This window comes from Bacillus litorisediminis (genome assembly GCF_022808645.1).
Taxonomy (GTDB): Bacteria; Bacillota; Bacilli; order Bacillales; family JC228; genus Bacillus_BF; species Bacillus_BF litorisediminis.
In genome coordinates this window covers 17,376-39,104 of the sequence record NZ_JAKZKT010000002.1, presented here as the reverse complement: position 1 = coordinate 39,104, position 21,729 = coordinate 17,376, and the positions used below count along the sequence as shown (strand labels likewise).

The following is a 21,729-nucleotide window of genomic DNA, read 5'->3' as shown; positions in this document are numbered from 1 at the left end:
TCTCCTTACATTTACAAATCAATCAAGTTCCAAGGGAATCAGAATTACTTGTAGGAAACAGGTATGCTTCCTTTCGTTTGATAAACAACGGCCAAAATTTCAGCTACTGCCTGAAAAAACTCTTCTGGTATCGCCTGGCCAATATCAGTCTGATCATAGAGGGCACGGGCCAATGGCCGATTTTCAACCAGGCTTACGTCATTTTCTTTCGCGATAAACTTAATTTTTTGTGCGACAAAATCTACACCTTTGGCAATTACATAGGGGGCGTCTGCCTTTGTTTCATCATATTTTAGAGCGATCGCATAATGCGTTGGGTTCGTAATCACAACATCTGCATGCGGTACCTCCTGCATCATTCTACGCATTGCCATTTCACGTTGTCTTTGTTTAATTTTTGATTTAATAAGCGGATCTCCCTCGATATTTTTATACTCATCTTTGATATCTTGTTTGGACATCCGAATATTTTTCTCGTAATCATATTTTTGGTATAAATAGTCAAGACCGGAAAGGGCAAGCAGAGCAAAAGATGCATAAAGCCCCATTTGAACCGTCAAATCTCCTACTACGGCCATGGATTGGCCGACACTATATTGTGCCAGCATCATAATATCCTCAAGATGAATCCATAACACGGCGAAAGTAATGATGCCTATTAACGTAATCTTTAAAATCGATTTCAAGAGCTCTACAATCGCTCTCATCGAAAATATCCGTTTAAATCCTTTGATCGGGTCGATTTTTTCTAGCTTAAAAGCAATCGTTTCCGTCGTAAATAAAAATCCGATTTGAATATAGTTCGAAAAAAACGCCGCGACGATAGCCGCTATCATAACAGGAGCGAGAAATTGGACCATAATCATAAACACATCGACCATTATTCTTTCTATATTAGAAGGGGTCACTTCTACCAGCATAAAGTCAGTAAATGATTGTTTATATAAATCCAGACATAAATCCAGAAAATATGAACCTAGCATTAACATTCCGAAAAACACAGCCAGCATGATTAGGGATGTTCCTACATCCTGACTTTTCGCTACCTGTCCCTTTTTTCTCGTATCCTGCCGTTTTTTCGGAGTTGCTTTTTCTGTTTTTTCCCCTGCGAAATATTGCAGGTCCAACTTTACATAAGCCACTGACTCACACCCTTTATCTCGTTAACAGCTCCATTAATCCCCTCATTGTATAAAACATGTGATCAAACAAAGAGCTGACTACTGTCATGAGACCGCCAAAGGTAATGACGATAAATATAAAGCTGACTGCAATTTTTAATGGAAGCCCCACCACAAAAACATTCAATTGCGGGACTGTTCTGGCTGTCACTCCGAGAGCTACATCGATTAAAAACAGACAGGCAACGACCGGCAGGGACATTTGAAATGCAATCAGAAACATCGCAGCGAAGGCTTTTGTCACAAATAGCGCCAAATCCTGACTTCCTAAAGGGAGCCAAAGCTGATCGATGGGTACAAACTCATAACTGTAAAAAATGGCATCTAATAATAAATGGTGACCATCCACTGCTAATAAAAATAAAAGAGCAATGATATAAAAATATTGACCCATAAGCGGACTTTGCGCACCTGTCTGCGGATCGATGACATTAGCTATCGCAAAACCCATCTGAAAATCAATAAAGCCCCCTGCCACCTGAACAGCGGATAGCATAATAAAGGCAATCAAACCCAGCAGCAAACCAAAAAGCACTTCTTTGATGAGCAGCAGAAAAAAATGCTCAGTAATGACGTCTGCAGGCTTATCGATGGTATAATACATAATCCAAGCTAAAAAAAGTGAAAACCCCACTTTATGTGGACTTGGTATGGTCCGATAAGAATAAAGAGGAACAACTAGAAAAAACGTTGTGACTCTGACAAATATAAGTAAAAAAGCCGGAAAACCAGGAATAAATTCTATCATCCTCTTATCCTACAAATCTCAATAAATTGGACCAAACACTTTGTGCATACGTCAGCATTTGCCCGAGCATCCAGGGACCAAAAAAAACGATTCCTAAAAGCACGGCAACAATCTTTGGGATAAAGGCTAAGGTTTGCTCTTGAATTTGTGTGGTTGCCTGAAAGATACTGACAACTAACCCCACCACGAGGGCCAACACAAGTAAAGGTCCTGAAACTAAAAGAACGGCCCAGATCCCTTGTTCGGCGATGTATATGACTTGTTCTTGGGACATATCTGTTCACCTTCTTTAAAAACTTTGAAGTAAAGACTCAACCACCAAATACCAGCCATCTACCAATACAAACAGCAATATTTTAAATGGCAAGGAAATCATAACGGGCGGAAGCATCATCATCCCCATCGACATCAGTACACTTGCCACAATCATATCGATGACTAAAAACGGAATAAATATCATAAATCCAATCTGAAAAGCTGTTTTTATTTCACTAATGGCAAAGGCTGGGACTAAAGCTGTTAATGGTATATCCGCAATTGATTCAGGAGTTGGATACCCGCCATAGTCCATAAACAGCGCTAAATCTTTTTGTCTTGTATGAGCACTCATAAATTCCTTCAGCGGAAGCGAGGCACGTTCATAAGCCTCCTCCAAATTTATTTCTTCATTAAATAAAGGTATTAAGGCCTCCTTGTTTACCTCTTGAAAGGTAGGCGCCATAATGAAAAAAGTTAAGAATAATGCGAGCCCAATAATGACTTGAGTTGGCGGCATCTGCTGTGTAGCAAGTCCAGTCCGAACAAACCCCAGAACAATCACAATTCTAGTAAAGCAAGTCATTAAAATTAATATACTGGGAGCCAAAGATAAAACAGTCAGCAGCAGCAAGAGCTTTACTGATGTAGAAACGTTTGCGGGATCACTTGCATTAAAAAATTCGATAAATTCATTCATGTTGGTCCTGACCCCTTTTTCCTTTCCACTCATCGATTATTTTTTTTCGATCCTGTTTTACTTTTAAAAGCTCATTTTTTAAAGAATCCATAAAGCCGCTTTCTTGTTTTTCTTCCTTTTTCCATAAAAACAGCCCGTTAAATCCCTTAACAGATTCGTTCAACTTGTTATGTCGGAATTCCAACAGATGCTTTATTTCTTCTTCATTATCAATTTCTTTTAATAGAGTAACTGACTCTCCAACCCCAACTATGTACACTCTGTTTCCGATTTTTACGAGCTGAATGCTCTTTTGATTCCCTATGGTTGTTCCCCCAATATTCTCGATGACCCCATCGTTTGCAAAGTTTCTTCCTTTTTTTTGCACCCATTTGAGGACAAACAAGAGAAGGCCAATAACGAAAATAGTAGAAACAATCATCTTTACAACATCCCAAATCGAAATGCCTACCTGACTGGAGGGAGGAGTCTTCTCTTCTGCTGACGTTTGGGAAGTTGAATCGCCTTGGTCCGGATTCTCAAGCCACTCTTTTACACTTGTTGTTTCAGCGTGAACGGATGAAACTGTTTGGAAAGGAAGGCCACCCAAAAAGAATAATATAAAAAATAAGAAAATGACCTGTCTCCGTTTTTTCATTGCTGCGCACCTTCCTTTCATTACCTTTAAACCTTAAAGACATTTATTATCCCAGGGTTTTTTTGATCGCTTCAATGACACGGTCAGCTTGGAACGGTTTAACAATAAAGTCTTTAGCCCCTGCCTGAATTGCGTCAATGACCATGGCTTGCTGACCCATCGCTGAACACATAATGACTTTTGCATCACTATTCAGCTTTTTAATTTCTTTTAAAGCAGATATTCCATCCATTTCAGGCATTGTAATATCCATTGTCACTAAATCCGGATGAAGTTCTTTATATTTTTCAACTGCTTGTGCGCCATTTTCAGCCTCTGCTATTACCTCGAAGCCGTTTTTCGTTAAAATATCTTTAATCATCATTCGCATAAACGCTGCATCATCCACAACTAAAATTTTTTGTCCCATATTCGTAACCTCCTAGGCTTTAGTGGAATAGTATTATCGTAATTTCTTTAATCGGTCGCTTTGACTAAGGATATCTGTTACGCGAACTCCAAAATTTTCATCAATGACAACAACTTCTCCCTGTGCAATTAAGCGGTTATTAATTAGAATATCGATTGGTTCTCCTGCAAGCTTGTCCAATTCTAAAATTGAACCTGAAGACAGCTCCAATATTTCCTTAACAGATCTTTTCGTCCGGCCCAATTCAACCGTAACTTGTAAAGGGATATCGAGCAGCATATTTAAATTTTTCGTTTCAGCTTGTGCGGGCTTAAACTCTTCAAAACTAGAAAATAGAGCTGGCTGAACATTTTTCTCAAGCGCGCCTTGATGACTATTCTGATTTCCTTGATTTCTAGATAAGGAGTCCTGATTAGGTAGAGATTGCGGTTCCACCGGCTGGACCACCTCCTGCAATAATTCGTCACTTTGCTCTTGTGCCGGTTCAGGCTGCGCCCCCATACCCGCAGCTGGACTCAAAAGCTCCTCCACCATTGATTGAGCAAACTCAATAGGAAGTAACTGCATAATATTGGAATCAATTAAAGTACCGACAGTTAAACGGAAGGAGACCTTTATAATATAGTTATCAATTGGAATTTTCTCTGTTCCTTCTCCTTGCGGAACATCTAACAATTCAACAACAGGAGGAGAAATATCAATTCGTTTGCTAAAAACAGTTGACATCGATGTTGCAGCGGATCCCATCATTTGATTCATCGCTTCCTGGACGGCACTAATCTGAATTTCACCTAAATCAGTATTTTCCGGTTTGCCCTCTCCCCCAAGCATAAGGTCAGCAATTACAGCCGCATCTTGTTGCTTAATCACAAGCAGGTTCGATCCTGTAAAACCATCTGTGTATTGCACTTCAATCGCCACATAGGGATGAGGAAACTCTTCAGATAACCTCCTTTTCTCTACTAAACTGACAGACGGAGTTGTAATTTCTACCTTCTGATTTAAGAGAGTCGATAGCGCAGTAGCAGAGCTTCCAAAGGATATATTTCCTATTTCTCCTAAGGCATCTAGTTCCATCTCGCTAAAATAATCCTTTACATCAAGAACTGGATCTGTTGTGTCATCATTTGTGTCATTTATGCTCGATCCCCTGAGCAGAGCATCGATTTCGTCTTGAGAGAGCATGCCATCACTCATCATCTTCATCTCCCCCTTTGTAGGTGTCTAAAATTTGAACTGCAATTTTTTGATGATAATTACCAGGCTGTGCGATAAATTTCGGAATTCCTTCTACTTTTACAAGCAAAGGTTCATCGATCTTCTGATTTAGTTGAATGACATCGCCTTTATCAAGAGAAAGAAAATCCTCAATCGATATTTCAGCAGAACCTAATATCGCTGAAATCGGGACTTCTGTTTTTTTAATGTTCTTTTCCAGCGATTCCATATCCTCAGGCAATATTGCTTTTTTGGCCGTTTGCATCCAGTAGTGCACGGAAAGCTTTGGGATAATTGGCTCCAGCACTACATGCGGTATACAAATATTGATCATGCCGCTTGATTCTCCAATCACCGTGTTAAGCGAAATCACAACAACAGTCTCATTCGGAGAAACCATCTGTAAAAACTGTGGGTTTACCTCAAAGTCTGTCAGAATCGGATCAATCTCAGTAATCGTTGACCAAGCTTCTGCCAGGTTTTCAATCGCTCTTTCAAACAAATTTTTCATAATTCTTGTTTCAATTTCAGTTAAGGTGTCAACCTTGTTTAAACTTACTCCTTTTCCGCCAAGCACACGATCTACCATGGCATACGCTACATTTGGATTGATTTCCATAATGATTCGCCCTTCAAGAGGCGGAACTTCGTACACATTCAGAATCGTCATTTTGGGGATGGATCGTATAAATTCCTCATAGGGAATTTGGTCCGCAGAAGCCACCGAAATTTGGACGTAGGTTCTAAGTTGTGCCGAAAAAAAGGTTGTTAGCAGGCGTGCAAAGTTTTCATGGACTCGCGTGAGACTTCTGATTTGGTCTTTTGAAAATCGTAACGCTCTTTTAAAGTCATAAACCCTTACCTTTTTCTCGGCTTGCTCCTTTTTCAGCTCATCTGCATCCATTTCACCTGTAGATAATGCTGAGAGGAGGGCGTCTATTTCACTTTGGGAAAGTATTTCACTTGACATCTTTTCACCCCCATACGGCCTTGCCACTTCTATTGGAGAACACTAGAGGTTATATACACCTGCACAATTTCACCATTTGTTAGAAGGTCATTGATTTCTGATTTAAGAGAATTTTCTAAGTCTGTTTTTCCTTGGCTTCCTTGAAAGTCGGAAGCCTCCATATTGGATAGCTTTTTAATGATTAAGTTATTAACCTGGAAAGATCGTTTTTCCAATTCTTCTCTAGTGTCGGTACTGTCTGTTTGAATTTTAAAAGCAATTCGGATGAAATCCCCGCTTAACAAATTCGTAGTAATTTCAGGGATATCAACAGATGCCTCCAAAACCTCATCAATCGTGGCAGGGGTAGAGGCCTCTCCTTCCCGATCAAACTTCAAAAGGACTAATAAAGCGCCAGCCCCTACCAAAACAATTGCTAATAAGAGCGCAAACAATGTGGTTAATAATTTATTATTCATGAACTTCCCCTCCCTGTCCCATGCCACGGAATAAACCGATCCGTCTATAAAAGGCCTCCACCCGCTTCACCACTTCCTCGACAGACTCTTTCACTACAAATTTATTTCCATTCGTAAGAGTAATGGTGCAATCCGGAAAGGCTTCAATCGTCTCAATATACACAGCATGCAGAGAAAATTCTTTTCCATTTAATTTTGTCAGTGTAATCACGAAATAGCGGAGGCCGGTTTAAAAAGGTGCCGACCTCCTCCCCCTTTCACTACCGTTTTAAGTTTACGAGTTCTTGGAGGATCTCATCAGATGTGGTAATAATTCTTGTATTGGCTTGGAATCCGCGTTGCGCCACAATCATTTCCGTAAACTCTTCTGAAAGATCAACGTTGGACATTTCTAAATTGCTTGAAGCAATCGTTCCGAAACCTTCACCAGGCACCCCATTATTAGGACGGCCTGAGTTTACACTTTCACGGAAGAGATTGTTTCCAGCCTTCTCAAGACCTGATGGATTACTAAATTTTGCTAAAGCTAATTGACCAAGGTTTACAACAAGTCCATTGGAGTAAACTCCATTGATTTCACCGTAACCGCCGATGTTAAAGCTCTCCAGAGACCCAGCTGAGTTACCATCTGCCGTTGCCATTGCAGTGATCGCGCCTGGGTCGTTGGTAAGATTACCTAAATCAAGGGTGGAACCACTAATTGTAATTCCAATCGCATTAAATGCTTGATCTAAACTAGCAACACCACCTTCGAGATAGGAAGCAGATGCTGTTCCATTTGCAGCAAAATTTATTTGGATAGCTGTGGAATCAGCCGGAGTGGCATTATTATTAACAAGTGTGACCTTCCAGCTATCTGAATCAATTGGTGAGATTTCTACATCTAGTGTATGTGCAACACCATTTTGATCGACGACTTTAATTTGTTGAGTAATACTTTGCGTTCCTACAGCATCATTTGGCAAGTTACCAGTTAATACCACCTCAGTTGTTTCTCTAGCCGGAACCGCTGCATTGACGTTGATCATAATGTCATTAAGCACACCGTTTTGATACGATTGCACTTTATATCCATCAGCCGTCACAAGGGTTCCTTCATCATCCAGATAGAAATTACCGGCACGGGTGTAGAATAACGATTCTCCTTGAGCGACGACAAAGTACCCGTCTCCGTTTATTGCTAAATCGAGTGATCTGCCTGTTGTTTGTAAGCTTCCTTGTGTATCAATCGTATCGATTGAGCTTAAGGTTGCACCTAAACCAACCTGCATTGGGTTTTTTCCGCCCATATTTCCTTGGGCAGCTGTGGCACCTGCCATCGTTTGGTTCATTGTGTCTTTAAAGGTAACTCTTCCTTTTTTGAAGCCGTATGTGTTTACGTTAGCAATGTTATTTCCGATTACATCTAGCTTGGTTTGAAAATTCTTTAATCCGCTAATTCCTGAATACATCGAACGAAGCATGCTTCATTCTCCTCTCTTTTATTAATAGCTGCGTCTGTCAGTCAGCAGCATCAAGCCCTCCGCTAATCGGTCCAGGCTTATTCCAAGACAATAGTTCCTGTGATATTGGTAAAGATTTGTTCATTGGCTTCTTTTCGTGACATCGCTGTTATAATCGTTTGGTTATTGGCACTCACTATAAAAGCTGAATCTTTCATCAAAACGAGAGACTCTCTTAACCCAAGTTGTTTTGCCTCTAGCACTTTGCTTTGTAGTTTAGACCAGCTTGATTCATCGAGCCTGATTCCTCTTTCATTCATTCGATCCATCGCATGTTTACTCATCTTTAAGCATGATTTCTGTTGGATTGCATCCTGTAAATGACTTGAAAAGGAGCTTCCTTGGGCTTGGCTTGGCTGTATTTTTGTTTGATTTGGTTGAACGATTGGCAGCTTATGCAAATTGGAGATATAGAATGGTTTCATTGATCCTTATTCTCCTTGCTGTACTTTGACAATTTGTTCTTGTTTGATACTATTCTCGTCAGCCGTCAAAAACAAAACTTCACCATTTTTATAGGAAACTGCTTCAATCAATGATGTCTTTTCAGTACCCGCTTCATCTTGCCAAGTTACAGTTAAACCAATCATATGACTTGCATCAACAATGGATTGTGTACTTGTAAATTGGTTAATCTCGATTAAATCACCTGGTGTAATAGTCGTTCCATCTTCCAAGTTCAAAAAAATTTGTCCTTCAAGAAATTCGATGCCTTTTACCTTTCCCGTTCCCTCTACAACTTGGGGGCCTTCATCACCTTCTACGATTTGCACATAAGAAACATCCTTTCCAATCAACTGCTGATAGTTTAATAGAGATGAAGACAGTTCTTGCTGCACAAATTTGTCAAATGAATTGGAAAGGTTCATCATTTGTTCAAGACTTGAAAAGGTTGCCATTTGAGCGATGAAGTCCTTGTCTTCCATCGGGTTCGTAGGATCTTGGTTTTGCAGTTGTGTGATTAGTATCTGTAAAAATTCGTCTTTGCCAAGACTGCCTCCATCTTTTACTTCTCTTTCTGACTGCACCGAAGATAAAAGCAATGAGGGATGGATTGTGTTTGTCATCTTGTCACCTGCCTATACTATTAATTCAAATAACACATCGTGAAACTGTATCTGTTCAGTTTCTGACTGACTGTTATTTTTTTGTTGGTTCTGTTGGTGTTGGGATTGCTGGTGTTGTTGTTCCTTGTTATAGAAAGAACGTTCCTGTTGTTGTGTATAGTTTTCTATTACCTCGATCTTATCGATTTGTACGGATGTTCCGAGAGCATTTCTAAATCCATGAAGCTGAGATTCTATCAGTTCCTTCGCAGCTTGAGTTGAGGTTAAAAGCTTAGCGGTTAAAACTCCATCCTGTCTGATCAGTTCAATTCTGAGAGAGCCGAGATGTTCCGGATGTAATTTCACTAATAGCTTTTGCGTTCCGTTTAGATCAGAGAAACTGCCTTTTTGCATCAGCTTTGAGAGTATTTCTGTAAATTGCTCAAAAGTAACTGGCTTTGCATTAATTTGACTATTAGTAACAATTGGTTGTTTAATTTGCGTCATAAAAGACAAGTTGCCTTCGAATGTTTTAGTAGAAGTTTCATTCATTCCCGAAATTACAGCTTGTTTTTCAGTCAGGGATAGTGAAAGTTTTTCACTCATTTGCTCATTGCCCGTTTTATTTATGGTCCGGAAAGTTTCTAGAATTCGATCATAAAATGGTTGCTTTTGGGACTGATTCAAAAAATGATTTAGATTTACCCTGATTTTGCCTAATGATTGCTGCAATTGTTCTAGCGCAGCAGCTTCATTTGCTGGGAGAGATAAACGGCTTCCGGCTAGTTCAACAGCTTTCAGTATTTCTAGTAATTTTAAAGTAGCCTGATTTGGTACTTCACTCTTTGATAGACTTGTTTCTATTAAACCTGCAATATTTGCCCAATTTTCAAAGGATGTTACTTGTTCCATGTCCATTTGTCTGGTTTGTGCGGATAAAAAGCTTAATAAATCATCACGGCTCATGGATGTCACATTCTGCAAAAAAGCAAACAACTCAAATGGAATATCTTCTTCCTTTGCAAACAGGAAGGATTCTAGCTGTAATGCTGCATCCTGACTGCCATTCAACCAGTCTAAGATGCTTTTATTGTCTGTACCGGGCTCAAGTGATAACAAGACAAGTAAATCCTTTATGTCTTGTTGTGAGATTGGCTCGTCATTTGCAGTTTCGCTATGTAGGTTCGTGCTTTCTTTTGTCGCTGCTTGCAGGAACGCCGCGAATTCCTTTGTTTTTCCCGGCTTACTTGGATGAGATGCAGGTTGGGACAGCTGAACCGATGTTTGGATACTCGCTACATTCAACTATTTTTCACCTCCTTTCAAAGAGTATTACTTTTATTCATTTGGAATAAATACCGTTAAGCTTTGCGCAAAACGTGCTGCATCTGCTGGCGGCATATTTTCCAGGATAGAAGCGAGTGTTTCTTCATCGACCCGCGCTAAAATTTGCAGGGCTACAAACTCATCCATTTCGATTAAAATAGGAGCCGCATTTTTCGATGACATCGATTCAAAGGTTGCTACTACTTCATTAAATTCGCGTTTATTGTCTGCTTGAACTTCCCTAAGTTCCTCGATTATAAGGGACTGCTGGTCAATTTCTTGCTGTAGCTCGGCGATTGATTGATCTTTTTCAATAATGGTGTTTTCGAGTTGTTCAATTTGCGATTCCCGATCCTTTATTTGACCCTGCAAGGCGACAAGCTCGCTTGAATCAATCCTATTTTCGGTTTCTTCCGTTTGTCCTGATATAAATGGAATCTTAAGACCAAATTCTTCTGCCTTTTCAAAAACATTAATACCTGAAAAACTTAAGACTGCCAGTACAATAATCAGAACGAGCAACAGTGGCAGGGCAACCCATAATACGAATCGTTTTCCTATGGAGCTAGTTTTTTCATTATGATTTTTTTCAATTGCTTTTTCCATTAGCCTCACCTAAATTTTAGATTCGTATATTGTCTGATGGCTGCCTCATCCATTCCCTTTGCTTCTTCTTGCTTTGCAAGAAGCTGAAACTGTAAAAAATCCCGTTCTCTTAATTTAGAGAATTTTTTTACTTCAATATCACTTTTTTGTAATTCGAATTGCTTAATTTGCATCGTTTGCCTTGCTTGAGACACCTTTTTCTGCACCATTGAAATGGTTTCTTCAAGGTTCTTTCGATACTGCTGCAGCTGCTTGATCTCGAGTACACTTAACCCGGTTGTGGATAAGGCAAGCTCTTGATTTGCTTCAAGTTCTTCTTTTTTCTTTAATAATTCATAAAGCTGGTTTGCAACTTGTTCAAACTGGGTAATAGAAGCTTGATAGTCGTTTATTGCCTGATCTTTTTCTTTTTCCTTAATCGAGAGCAGGGACTCATAACGAAATGTGTAATTCATTTTACATGCCCTCCTCCATTACTAGTTTGAGAAGCTGAATACTTTCTTCAAAGCTGCTTCTTTCGTTTGTTTTTTGTTTCAAAAAATCTTTTATTTTAGGATAAAGCCGAATCGCTTCATCAATTTCTCGGGAAGCTCCTTTTTTATAGGCACCGATTTGAATTAAATCTTCCGATTGAAGATATTTGCTATACATTTCGCGAAGTCTCTCAGCTGCTTTGAGATGCTCCTGACTTACGAGCTGATTCATTAAGCGGCTCACACTGTTTAAAATGTTGATCGCTGGAAAATGACCTTGGTTGGCAAGTGAGCGATCTAACACAAAATGTCCGTCTAGTATTCCCCGGACCGTATCGGCAATTGGTTCATTCATATCATCGCCGTCAACAAGGACTGTATAGAATGCAGTAATCGAACCTTTTTCACTGGTTCCAGTCCGCTCAAGCAGTCGAGGCAATAAAGCGAAAACAGAGGGAGTGTACCCCTTTGTGGTGGGAGGCTCACCAATGGCTAAGCCAATTTCCCTTTGGGCCATTGCAACCCTTGTAACAGAATCCATCATGAGAAGGACACTTAGTCCTTGGTCGCGAAAATGCTCGGCTATAGCGGTTGCGGTTAAGGCACCCTTAATCCTCATTAATGCCGGCTGATCTGATGTGGCTGCAACGACAACTGATTTTTTCAGGCCATCTTCACCGAGGTCTCTTTCAATAAATTCTTTGACTTCCCGGCCACGTTCACCAATCAGACCAATCACATTAACATCTGCCTGTGTTTCTTTGGCCATCATTCCAAGCAGAGTGCTTTTTCCAACACCGCTTCCGGCAAAAATGCCTATTCTTTGCCCTTTGCCAACTGTCAGCAAAGAATCAATGGCTCTAACACCGACAGGCATTACTTCATTAATCGTTGGCCGTTTCAACGGATTCGGAGGCAGCTTTTCTGTTTGGACAGGAACTAAACCTTTTGGTAAAGGAGAACCATCCAAAGGGAACCCCAGTGCATCAACTGCTTGTCCAATCAGTCCATCGCCCGCTTTTATTTCAAGTGGCTTCCCCAATGCTTCAACTAAGCTTCCAGGGGAGACTTCTTGAATCGGACTATAGGGCATTAATACACAATATTCTTCGCGAAATCCAATTACCTCGGCGAGAATTTTCTTTTTTCCACTGCCTGTGTAAATGTAACAAACATCGCCGATTGAAGTTGCCGGTCCCTGTGATTCAAGCAAGAGGCCGATTACCCTTTTGATTTTCCCGTACCGCTTGTATGGATCTATTTGATCAATCAGCGGGATGAGATCATGCGCCTTCAATGCTCATCCCCCTCGAGCCACTCAAGCAAATGAGACTTGATTTGTGTCAGCTGTACTTCAACACTGGCATCAAGCTTGCCGCCCTCTGTTTCAATGTAGCAGCCTGAACTTGTCAGTTCTGGATTTGCATATATGTAAATATCGGCTTCGGCGGGAAGAATCAGCTTTAATTCTTGTTTGATTTGCATGAGAGTTTCATAATGATCCGGATGAACATATACATACACTGTTTTTTGGTTTTTCACTTGCTCAATCGCCTGTTTTATATAGCTAATATAGGCTTCATCGTCATTTAGTTGTTCACCGATTATTTTTTCAGCAATTTGCACCGCCAGCTCTACAATCGTTCTTTCTGAAGCGACCAAATGTGTGTGATAGTCTTGCTTTGCTTGATTTACAATCGAATTAGCCTGTTGAATAAGAGTTTGAACTTGCTCATATCCCTTATTTAACCCTTCCTGATATCCGGCTTCATAGCCTGCGGTTTTCGCCAGGGATTTAAGCTGTTCTCTTTCAACGGCCCAATCAGCTTTAGCCTGCTCCAGTTCTTTTTGAGCTGTTTCTCGCTGTAGAATAGCATTTTGGATGATTTGGTCAGCCTCTAATTTTGCATCGGCTATCATTTTCTGTGCGATTTTTCTTGGATCTTCTTCGATTTTCTGTTCAATTTGCTGGGTATAGAAGGATTGGACTCCAATGATTTTTTGCTGCTGCAGATTGGACAGCGGAGTTGCCCTTTTTAAAATTTTAGACAATGATATCATCTCCTCCGCCTCTGGCTATAATAATCTCTCCTGCATCTTCAAGTCTTCTGATGATGGCAACAATTCTCGATTGAGCCTCCTCAACATCCCTTAAGCGGACTGGTCCCATCAGCTCCATTTCCTCCCTAAAGGTGTCTGCCATACGCTGAGACATATTTTTAAAGAGAATTTCTTTTACTTCCTCACTTGCGACTTTAAGAGCAAATAGAAGGTCATCATTTTCACAATCACGAATAACCCGTTGAATCGAACGGTTGTCTAGAGTAACGATATCCTCAAAGACAAACATCCGTTTCTTGATTTCTTCAGCAAGCTCAGGGTCCTGGATTTCTAACGCATCTAAAATAGTTTTTTCAGTTGCACGATCAACCCCGTTTAACACTTCCACTACGGCTTCAATTCCGCCCGTCTGCGTATAATCCTGGGTCACAGTCGCGGAAAGCTTCCTCTCTAAAATTTCCTCCACTTCATTTATTACTTCAGGGGATGTCCGATCCATTAATGCAATCCGCTTGGCTATATCTGCCTGCATTTCCTGCGGCAGTTCCGACAAAATTTGTCCAGCCTGGGCCGGATCTAAATAAGATAAAATAAGTGCAATGGTTTGCGGATGTTCATTTTGAATAAAATTTAAAATTTGACTTGGATCGGCTTTCCTCGCAAAATCAAACGGTTTTACCTGTAAGGAAGATGTTAAACGATTAATGATTAAATTAGCCTGTTCTTGTCCCAGTGCTTTTTCCAGAACCATTTTGGCATACCCGATTCCGCCTTGAGAAATATAGTCTTGCGCAAGGGCAAGGCTATGAAATTCATCTAGTACTTCTTCTTTTGCAATCGCATCAACTTTTCTGACCCCAGAGATTTCTAGAGTAAGCTGTTCGATTTCTTCTTCTGATAAATGCTTGTAAACGGACGCTGAAACTTCAGGGCCAAGGGAGATCAGCAATATGGCTGCTTTTTGTCTGCCACTTAATTCTTTCGTATCTTTTTTCATCGTATCCCCCCTAATCTTGTGTTAACCAAGAACGAAGAAGTTTTACAAATTCTTCTGGATGATTTTTAGCCAGTTGTTCTAATTGTTTCCTCTTCACCGTTCCTTCCGTTTCTTTCTCTTCATTTAAGTCAGGGACTTGAATCGGTGCTGCTTCTTCCTCATCGAATCCATAATCTTGCTGAGCTTGGCTTGATCTCGATCTGATAAATAGGATGAGCAAAATAATGATTAATAGAACGAGTACACCGCCCACCGCATAAATCCACCATGGCAAAGGACCATCAGAACTAGACGGCATTTCTGTCTTTCCATTAAAGCGCTGGACAGAAACAACTATTTTATCTTCAAGCACTTGATCTGAGATTTCTTCAGATTCTACATCTTTATGGATAGAAGTTCTTATAATCGTGCTTAGCATCTGAGTAATATCTTCGACTGTTCCTTCTGGAAGTGAGTTTGGATCATCAGGGTCTGGCGGCTCAACCATGACTTGTATGCCGACATCATTGATTTTATAAGGACTTTCTACAATTTCCTTTCGAATCCGATTGACTTCATTGTTGATCGTTTCTTCGATTCTTTCGTAATCCCCATTTGCTCCGCCAGCACCCATATATTGATTGAGCGGATCAGTAGGATCCTCTCCTTGAGGGACACCTGCTGCCTGATCGGCATTGCCTGTAAAGGTTTCTGTCAGGCGTTGTGCACTAATTGTGATGCCTTCCATGTTTTCTTCATCGACTGGCTCAACAAGGGTCTCTTCTCTGTTTTCTTGCGTAAAATCAATGTCTGTAGTAACTGAAACAACCACTTTGTCCTGCCCCATAATCGTGCCTAACATTCGCTGAACTTCGCGTTGAATATCTCGCTCGATTTGCTTTTGCATTTCATACTGAGCCTGGAAGATCGAACTTCCTTGTATATTGCCATTATTATTTAAGTCGTAATACTCAAAATTTTGATTCATAATGACGATATTATCAGTAGGAAGATTCGGGACACTTTTAGATACTAAATGGTATAAGGAAAAAATCTGTTCCTGGGTAAATGAATAACCCGGTTTAGTATGTAAAACAATGGATGCGGATGCCTCACCAGTTGCATCACTGACAAAGATTCCTTCCTCAGGCAAACTGAGCATCACTTGAGCATCCTGAACACCATCAATTCCTTTAATGAGGTTCGCGAGCTCTGTCTGCATCGCATCAAGTTTCATAACATTAAATTCCTGTTCAGTTGTTCCAATTCCAGCGTTATCACTAAAGAAGGAATAATCAATCTGACCGGAATCAGGGATCCCCTCTGCAGCTAATTCGACTTTAAGCGTATCAACAAATTGTTCCGGTACCGAAATGGTCGTTCCTCCATCTGAAATGACGGAATCAATTCCTCTGGCATCTAATGTTTCCTTAATGACACCTGTTTCGGAAGGCGATAAATTACTGTATAAAGGAACCATATTACTCTTTGAAGCTAGTAAAATAATAACAGTCAGACTTACAAAGGTGATTAATACGGCTGACACGAACGCTAGTTTTTGCTTTCTGGTCCGTTCTTTCCAAAATGTTTGTATTCCCTTTAGTTGTCTTAGAAGCGATTCATTCATTCTTATCCCCCGAGTACATTCACGCCATTCGTGCGTGGAGATCCTCTACAAATGAAAAAAACTTATAGTTGCATTCTCATAACTTCTTTATAAGCTTCAACTACTTTATTTCTTACTTCAATTGTAGCCTGTAAGGTAACACTTGCTTTTGAAGCTGCAATCATTACTTCATGTAATTCCACATCTTCTCCCTTTATTAATTTCTGGGTCATCTGATCAGATTCAATTTGTGTTTTATTAACCTGTTCAATTGAATCTTTCAACCAAGAAGAAAATGACTTTTGCGCTTCAAATGGACTTGTACGCTCAGTATTCCCAGCTGCTGACACTGGTAAGGAAAGGCTGTTGGATATTGGATTTATCAATGATTCCCCCTCCTTTATTTCCCGATTTCTAATGCTTTCATCATCATTGCTTTCGTTGCATTTAAAACCGTTACGTTGGCTTCATATGATCTTGTTGAACTGATCAAATCTACCATTTCCCTTAATGGGTCGACATTCGGCATTGCAACATATCCCTGTTCATTGGCATCAGGGTGGCTTGGATCATAGACCAGATTAAAAGGAGTCTGATCTTCCACTACATTTGTTGCAGCCACTCCACCGCTCGCCTTTTCATTATTCATTGCCCGATTTAAAAGACTTGAGAAACTGCCTTGAGATTCTAACACAACCATTTTTCTCCGGTATGGCTGCCATTCGCCATTAACGAACTGAGCGCGAGTTGTATCGGCGTTTGCCATATTGGATGAAATAACATCCATTCTCAGCCTTTGTGCGGACAGTGCTGATGAGGTGATATTAAAACTGTGAAATGCATTCATCCTACTGTCCTCCCTTTAAGACATTTTGCAAAGATGAAAACTTGCTGCTTAGCCGATCAATTAATGCATTGTAATAGATTTGGTTTTTTGCCAAATCAGCCATTTCCTTATCCATATCAACACTATTTCCATTGTTGTTATAAACAAGAGTGGATTTGGCTTCAATAATAGGGCGGTTAGTAGCACTTGCTGTGAAGGAATAATGTCTTTCGTCAGTTCTAAAGGCATTAATCTCTAATGTCGCTTTCTGAAGTGTATCTTGGAAGGTTACCGTCTTCGCTTTATAGTTAGGAGTGTCGACATTTGCAATATTGTCTGAAATAGCTTTTTGTTTCATTGTCGAATATTGTAGCCCTTGCTCTAGCGAAGTAAAGATATCAGAAAATAATTTCACAAAGATCACCTCACGTAATTGAAATGTAACAGTTGAAAAAATACTGGAAGATAAACCTAATATAATAACTATTCTAATGATAAACGCCCCATATGTCTATGAAGTATAACGACATTTTACTATGCCTATTTTCCTATTTTCACTTGAGGTAAAATGGATTATCCTTTAGTCGATTTTTGGCATTTTACCAGTATCAAGAAATTTCAAAAATAGAAGTTTGTCGAATAAAGTTTGTCGAAACCCCATGAATATTGGCTTTTTCTGCATTAGGGAAATTTTACTATTTCCAGTAATCCCCCTTTATTTTTGAATTTTCAGTAATATTTCATCTGTAACATAATCCTTCCTTTTTTACGTAAAAAACATTTTTTTAATATAAAATATACATTTTTAGTGATTATTTCTTGAAGAAAATAATTATACAAATTCAGGATCTCCACAGAAAAAGCACGTGCCATTTCAAGGAATTAGCACGTGCTTTTCATTATTTACCTTATTCCAAATAGAACTGGTGGTTCTATTCCATCAAGAAGTTTTCAGTTTTTCAAGCTCATCTAAAAATTTATCATTTAACACTTTGATATAGGTACCTTTCATTCCTAGCGAACGTGACTCAATGACACCAGCACTCTCTAGTTTTCTAAGGGCATTTACGATTACAGAACGGGTAATGCCAACTCTGTCTGCAATCTTAGAAGCAACTAAAAGCCCCTCTTTTCCATTTAATTCTTCAAATATATGCTCAATGGCTTCTAATTCGCTATAAGAAAGAGAACTGATTGCCATTTGAACAACGGCTTTGCTGCGGGCTTCTTCTTCAATTTCCTCAGATTTTTCACGAAGAATTTCCATTCCGACAACTGTAGCCCCATACTCAGCTAAGATTAAATCATCATCTGAGAATTCTGCGTTAACCCGAGCCAGGATCAGCGTACCTAATCTTTCTCCTCCGCCATTAATCGGTACAATTGTGGTTAACCCATTTTTAAATAGATCTCTATTTTCTACCGGAAATGCGGTATGCTCACTATATACGTCCAGATTCGGAGACGTTTCCTGGATACTGAATAAATTTTTCGTATACTCTTCAGGAAACTGGCGTTCTGCGAGCATTTGCTTCATTCTCTCATTTTCAATTTGCTGATTAATAGCAAAACCTAATAATTTCCCTCTGCGGCTTAACACATACACATTTGATTCAATGACTTCACTTAATGTGTTTGCCATATCCATGAAATTTACAGGCTTTCCTGCCGCCTTTTGAAGCATGGCATTGATTTTTCTTGTTTTTGATAATAAATCCATTATTCTTCCTCCTACTACATTGCTTACTGCATCCTATTTATTTTTTATTTTTTGCTTAGATTATTACTGCAAGTGTTGCTTTTTTTTAATTTTGAATCATTCACACCTTTTAAAGTATGAATTGACTTAAATCTTTGTCCTTTGATATTGCACTTAGCTTATCGTCTACATACTCTTTTGTAATTTTAACGGTTTCTAAGTTAATATCAGGTGCCTCAAAAGAAAGATCCTCCAGAAGCTTCTCTAAAATCGTATGTAATCTTCTTGCCCCGATATTATCCGTGTTTTGATTTACATCAAAAGCGATTTCGGCAATTCTACGAATAGCATCGTCAGAAAATTCAATTTGTATACCTTCTGTTTCTAATAATGCTTTATATTGTTTAATTAAAGCATTATCCGGTTCAACCAGTATTCTGACAAAGTCTTCAACTGATAGCTTTCCAAGCTCTACCCGGATCGGGAATCTTCCTTGCAGCTCCGGAATCAGATCAGACGGCTTTGCTATATGAAATGCACCAGCAGCCATAAATAAAATGTGATCAGTTTTTACAGAACCATATTTTGTTACGACTGTTGAACCTTCCACAATCGGGAGGATATCTCTTTGTACACCCTCTCTGGATACGTCTGCGTTTGATGACTGATTACCCCGGCTCGCAATTTTATCAATTTCATCGATAAAAATGATGCCCGTTTGTTCGGCCCTGAAGATTGCCTCGGATGTCACTTCATCCATATCAATCAGCTTATTGGCTTCTTCATTTGCAATAACTTTTCTCGCTTCACGCACTGTCAACTTGCGGCGCTTTTTCTTTTTCGGCATCAGGCTGCTCAGTGCATCCTGCATATTCATGCCCATTTGCTCCATTCCAGAACCCTGAAGCAGGTCAAACATAGATGGCTGCTGTTCTTCGACTTCGACCGTTACGATTTCGTTCTCAAGCTCACCTAAATCTAACTTTTCTTTGACAATCTTTCGCCGTTCAATCAGATTATAATCCTCATTGTTCGATGGCTGATCATCATTTTGATCGCCCCCGCCGAACAGCATTTCAAATGGGTTTTTCATGGTGTTTTGTTTCTTTTTGCTTGGTACGAGCAATTCAACTAATCGATTATTGGCATTTTTTTCAGCTTTTTCTCGAACACTGAGCAGCTTCTCTTCTTTTACAAGCCGTACAGACGTTTCGACCAGATCACGGACCATTGATTCAACATCCCGGCCCACATAACCTACCTCTGTGAACTTCGTTGCTTCCACTTTGACAAATGGAGCACCTACCAATTTCGCCATTCTCCGTGCAATTTCTGTTTTCCCGACTCCAGTTGGTCCAATCATCAAAATATTTTTTGGACTTATTTCATCCCTTAGCTTTTCCGGGAGCTGACTTCGGCGAAAACGATTCCTCAATGCAACGGCTACTGCCCTCTTGGCATCTTTTTGGCCAATAATATATTGGTCTAAACGTTCTACAATTTGTCTAGGTGTTAAATAAGTTGCGTTTCCTTTTGCTAGATTCACCATATTTACAGCTCCTCTATGATTATTTCATGATTCGTATAAACGCAAATTTCTGCTGCCGTTTCTAATGCCGCTTTGGCAATAGCGCGGGCATCTAAATACTCACCCGCATTTCGCTTTAAGGCTCTGCCGGCAGCAAGAGCATAATTTCCACCTGAACCAATTGCTAAAATTCCATCATCCGGCTCGATTACTTCACCTGTACCTGAAATTAATAGCATATGCGTCTCATTCATAACAATTAGCATGGCTTCAAGCCTTCTTAAGACTTTGTCACTCCGCCATTGTTTTGCTAGTTCAACTGCTGCTCTAGGTAAGTTTCCGTTAAATTCTTCAAGCTTTCCTTCAAACATCTCGAAGAGGGTAAATGCATCTGCAACAGAACCGGCAAAACCCGCCAATACCTTTCCTCCAAACAATCTTCTTACCTTGCGGGCAGTATGCTTCATCACCACTGCATTTCCGAAGGTAACCTGTCCATCGCCTGCCATTGCACATTTTCCATTGTGCTGAACGGCAAATATGGTTGTAGCATGAAAGTTTGACATTTGATTTCCTCCTTCTTCGAGAGAACACTATGCACGCGGATGAAATGTCTGATAGGTCTTACGCAAATGTTCTTTCGTTACATGTGTATAGACTTGGGTAGAAGAAAGGTTACTATGGCCCAGCAGCTCTTGGACCGAGCGTAAATCTGCCCCATTGTTCAGCAAATGCGTAGCAAACGTGTGCCGCAGCATATGGGGATGAATATTTGCGTGCATGGCAGCCTGATTCATAATTTTATTCAAGATGTCACGCATTCCGCGGGCAGTTAGAGGACCACCCCGAAAATTCACAAACAAAAAGGAGTGATTCTGCTTCCCTTTTTGAATAAGCTGTTGTCTCCCGTCATTTATGTATATACGAAGCAGGTCTCTTGCATAACTGCCAAATGGGATATATCGCTCTTTTTTGCCTTTTCCATATACAAGTATAGTGCCAACGGAAAAATCGATATTTTCAAGCTTCAAGCCTTCTGCTTCACTAACCCGGATTCCCGTCGAATATAGCAGTTCCAGCAGGAGCTGATCCCTTTGCCCAATCGGACCGTTATCAAATGGACTGTTTAACAGCTTTTCCATTTCCTCTTCATAAAAAAAGGAAGGCAGCCGCTTTTCCTTTTTTGGCAAAGATAGCATCTGGAAAGGATTTTGTTCGATTTTTCCTTCCCTCATCAAGAAGGCATAAAAGCTTCTGAGTGAAGAAATTTTTCTGGAAATACTCGATCTCTTGTAAGCCTCATCAAACAGCTTTGAAATAAAAAGCCGGGCATCAAAATACGAAACATCAGAGAGTTTTGTGATACCCTGTTGTTTCATGAATTGAAAAAAAGTATCAATATCCTTTGTATAATGCTGAATGGTCAGGGATGAGTAATTTTTTTCAATTTGCATATACTCTTTAAATTCAGATAGAGCTTGAACAGCATCCATAAAATCACCTC

At 39.9% G+C, this 21,729-nt stretch carries 27 protein-coding genes; all 27 read right to left on the bottom strand.

The window, feature by feature from the left end:
- Positions 1-44: 44 nt before the first annotated feature.
- The 27 genes from flhB to xerC all read right to left on the bottom strand — a co-directional run bounded on the left by flhB (position 45) and on the right by xerC (position 21,718).
- Positions 45-1,142, bottom strand: coding sequence for a flagellar biosynthesis protein FlhB (gene flhB, locus MLE14_RS01175; protein WP_243296412.1), 1,098 nt, complete (start codon positions 1,140-1,142; stop codon positions 45-47).
- Between the two features lie 13 nt (positions 1,143-1,155).
- The gene (fliR, locus tag MLE14_RS01170; protein WP_243296411.1) at positions 1,156-1,929 is read right to left on the bottom strand and encodes a flagellar biosynthetic protein FliR; all 774 of its coding nucleotides are present in this window, start codon (positions 1,927-1,929) and stop codon (positions 1,156-1,158) included.
- Between the two features lie 4 nt (positions 1,930-1,933).
- Complete coding sequence (gene fliQ / locus MLE14_RS01165; protein WP_243296410.1) at positions 1,934-2,203, bottom strand: flagellar biosynthesis protein FliQ; 270 nt, start codon at positions 2,201-2,203, stop codon at positions 1,934-1,936.
- 15 nt (positions 2,204-2,218) lie between these two features.
- Positions 2,219-2,884: a flagellar type III secretion system pore protein FliP gene (gene fliP, locus MLE14_RS01160; protein ID WP_243296409.1), complete on the bottom strand. Its 666-nt coding sequence runs from the start codon at positions 2,882-2,884 to the stop codon at positions 2,219-2,221.
- Positions 2,877-3,521, bottom strand: a complete 645-nt coding sequence (locus MLE14_RS01155) for a flagellar biosynthetic protein FliO (RefSeq protein ID WP_243296408.1) — start codon at positions 3,519-3,521, stop codon at positions 2,877-2,879. The genes fliP and MLE14_RS01155 overlap by 8 nt, the downstream gene beginning before the upstream one ends.
- A gap of 46 nt (positions 3,522-3,567) precedes the next feature.
- Positions 3,568-3,930 (bottom strand): response regulator, encoded by a 363-nt coding sequence (locus MLE14_RS01150; RefSeq protein WP_243296407.1) that lies wholly within the window; start codon positions 3,928-3,930, stop codon positions 3,568-3,570.
- Between the two features lie 33 nt (positions 3,931-3,963).
- Positions 3,964-5,130 (bottom strand): flagellar motor switch phosphatase FliY, encoded by a 1,167-nt coding sequence (gene fliY / locus MLE14_RS01145; protein ID WP_243296406.1) that lies wholly within the window; start codon positions 5,128-5,130, stop codon positions 3,964-3,966.
- Positions 5,120-6,118, bottom strand: a complete 999-nt coding sequence (fliM, locus tag MLE14_RS01140) for a flagellar motor switch protein FliM (protein ID WP_243296405.1) — start codon at positions 6,116-6,118, stop codon at positions 5,120-5,122. The genes fliY and fliM overlap by 11 nt, the downstream gene beginning before the upstream one ends.
- Before the next feature lie 29 nt (positions 6,119-6,147).
- Complete coding sequence (fliL, locus tag MLE14_RS01135) at positions 6,148-6,576, bottom strand: flagellar basal body-associated protein FliL (protein ID WP_243296404.1); 429 nt, start codon at positions 6,574-6,576, stop codon at positions 6,148-6,150.
- A complete protein-coding gene (locus MLE14_RS01130; RefSeq protein WP_243296403.1) occupies positions 6,569-6,787 on the bottom strand; it encodes a flagellar FlbD family protein in 219 nt (72 codons plus the stop codon). Before MLE14_RS01130 ends, fliL begins: the two co-directional genes overlap by 8 nt.
- Before the next feature lie 49 nt (positions 6,788-6,836).
- The gene (gene flgF, locus MLE14_RS01125) at positions 6,837-8,039 is read right to left on the bottom strand and encodes a flagellar basal-body rod protein FlgF (protein ID WP_243296402.1); all 1,203 of its coding nucleotides are present in this window, start codon (positions 8,037-8,039) and stop codon (positions 6,837-6,839) included.
- A gap of 77 nt (positions 8,040-8,116) precedes the next feature.
- Positions 8,117-8,503, bottom strand: a complete 387-nt coding sequence (locus MLE14_RS01120; protein WP_243296401.1) for a TIGR02530 family flagellar biosynthesis protein — start codon at positions 8,501-8,503, stop codon at positions 8,117-8,119.
- A gap of 6 nt (positions 8,504-8,509) precedes the next feature.
- The gene (gene flgD, locus MLE14_RS01115) at positions 8,510-9,145 is read right to left on the bottom strand and encodes a flagellar hook assembly protein FlgD (protein WP_243296400.1); all 636 of its coding nucleotides are present in this window, start codon (positions 9,143-9,145) and stop codon (positions 8,510-8,512) included.
- A 12-nt stretch (positions 9,146-9,157) separates the two neighbouring features.
- A complete protein-coding gene (locus MLE14_RS01110) occupies positions 9,158-10,429 on the bottom strand; it encodes a flagellar hook-length control protein FliK (protein WP_243296399.1) in 1,272 nt (423 codons plus the stop codon).
- A 33-nt stretch (positions 10,430-10,462) separates the two neighbouring features.
- The gene (locus MLE14_RS01105) at positions 10,463-11,056 is read right to left on the bottom strand and encodes a MotE family protein (RefSeq protein WP_243296398.1); all 594 of its coding nucleotides are present in this window, start codon (positions 11,054-11,056) and stop codon (positions 10,463-10,465) included.
- A 5-nt stretch (positions 11,057-11,061) separates the two neighbouring features.
- Positions 11,062-11,511 (bottom strand): flagellar export protein FliJ, encoded by a 450-nt coding sequence (gene fliJ, locus MLE14_RS01100; RefSeq protein ID WP_243296397.1) that lies wholly within the window; start codon positions 11,509-11,511, stop codon positions 11,062-11,064.
- 1 nt (position 11,512) lies between these two features.
- The gene (gene fliI, locus MLE14_RS01095; RefSeq protein ID WP_243296396.1) at positions 11,513-12,826 is read right to left on the bottom strand and encodes a flagellar protein export ATPase FliI; all 1,314 of its coding nucleotides are present in this window, start codon (positions 12,824-12,826) and stop codon (positions 11,513-11,515) included.
- Positions 12,823-13,581, bottom strand: coding sequence for a flagellar assembly protein FliH (fliH, locus tag MLE14_RS01090; protein ID WP_243296395.1), 759 nt, complete (start codon positions 13,579-13,581; stop codon positions 12,823-12,825). The genes fliI and fliH overlap by 4 nt, the downstream gene beginning before the upstream one ends.
- On the bottom strand, positions 13,574-14,587 hold the full coding sequence (gene fliG, locus MLE14_RS01085; RefSeq protein ID WP_243296394.1) for a flagellar motor switch protein FliG: 1,014 nt from the start codon (positions 14,585-14,587) through the stop codon (positions 13,574-13,576). Before fliG ends, fliH begins: the two co-directional genes overlap by 8 nt.
- A 10-nt stretch (positions 14,588-14,597) precedes the next feature.
- Entirely contained in the window at positions 14,598-16,193 is a 1,596-nt protein-coding gene (fliF, locus tag MLE14_RS01080; RefSeq protein WP_243296393.1) for a flagellar basal-body MS-ring/collar protein FliF, read from the bottom strand.
- Between the two features lie 62 nt (positions 16,194-16,255).
- Positions 16,256-16,558 carry a flagellar hook-basal body complex protein FliE gene (fliE, locus tag MLE14_RS01075; protein ID WP_279326158.1) on the bottom strand — a complete coding sequence of 101 codons (303 nt, stop codon included), beginning with the start codon at positions 16,556-16,558 and terminating at the stop codon, positions 16,256-16,258.
- A 14-nt stretch (positions 16,559-16,572) separates the two neighbouring features.
- A complete protein-coding gene (gene flgC, locus MLE14_RS01070) occupies positions 16,573-17,019 on the bottom strand; it encodes a flagellar basal body rod protein FlgC (protein ID WP_243296392.1) in 447 nt (148 codons plus the stop codon).
- Between the two features lies 1 nt (position 17,020).
- A complete protein-coding gene (flgB, locus tag MLE14_RS01065; protein ID WP_243296391.1) occupies positions 17,021-17,413 on the bottom strand; it encodes a flagellar basal body rod protein FlgB in 393 nt (130 codons plus the stop codon).
- Between the two features lie 525 nt (positions 17,414-17,938).
- Positions 17,939-18,718, bottom strand: a complete 780-nt coding sequence (gene codY / locus MLE14_RS01060; protein ID WP_243296390.1) for a GTP-sensing pleiotropic transcriptional regulator CodY — start codon at positions 18,716-18,718, stop codon at positions 17,939-17,941.
- Positions 18,719-18,827: 109 nt separating this feature from the next.
- Positions 18,828-20,246: an HslU--HslV peptidase ATPase subunit gene (gene hslU / locus MLE14_RS01055; RefSeq protein ID WP_243296389.1), complete on the bottom strand. Its 1,419-nt coding sequence runs from the start codon at positions 20,244-20,246 to the stop codon at positions 18,828-18,830.
- Positions 20,247-20,248: 2 nt separating this feature from the next.
- Entirely contained in the window at positions 20,249-20,791 is a 543-nt protein-coding gene (hslV, locus tag MLE14_RS01050) for an ATP-dependent protease subunit HslV (RefSeq protein WP_243296388.1), read from the bottom strand.
- A 27-nt stretch (positions 20,792-20,818) separates the two neighbouring features.
- Complete coding sequence (xerC, locus tag MLE14_RS01045; protein ID WP_243296387.1) at positions 20,819-21,718, bottom strand: tyrosine recombinase XerC; 900 nt, start codon at positions 21,716-21,718, stop codon at positions 20,819-20,821.
- Positions 21,719-21,729: the final 11 nt, after the last annotated feature.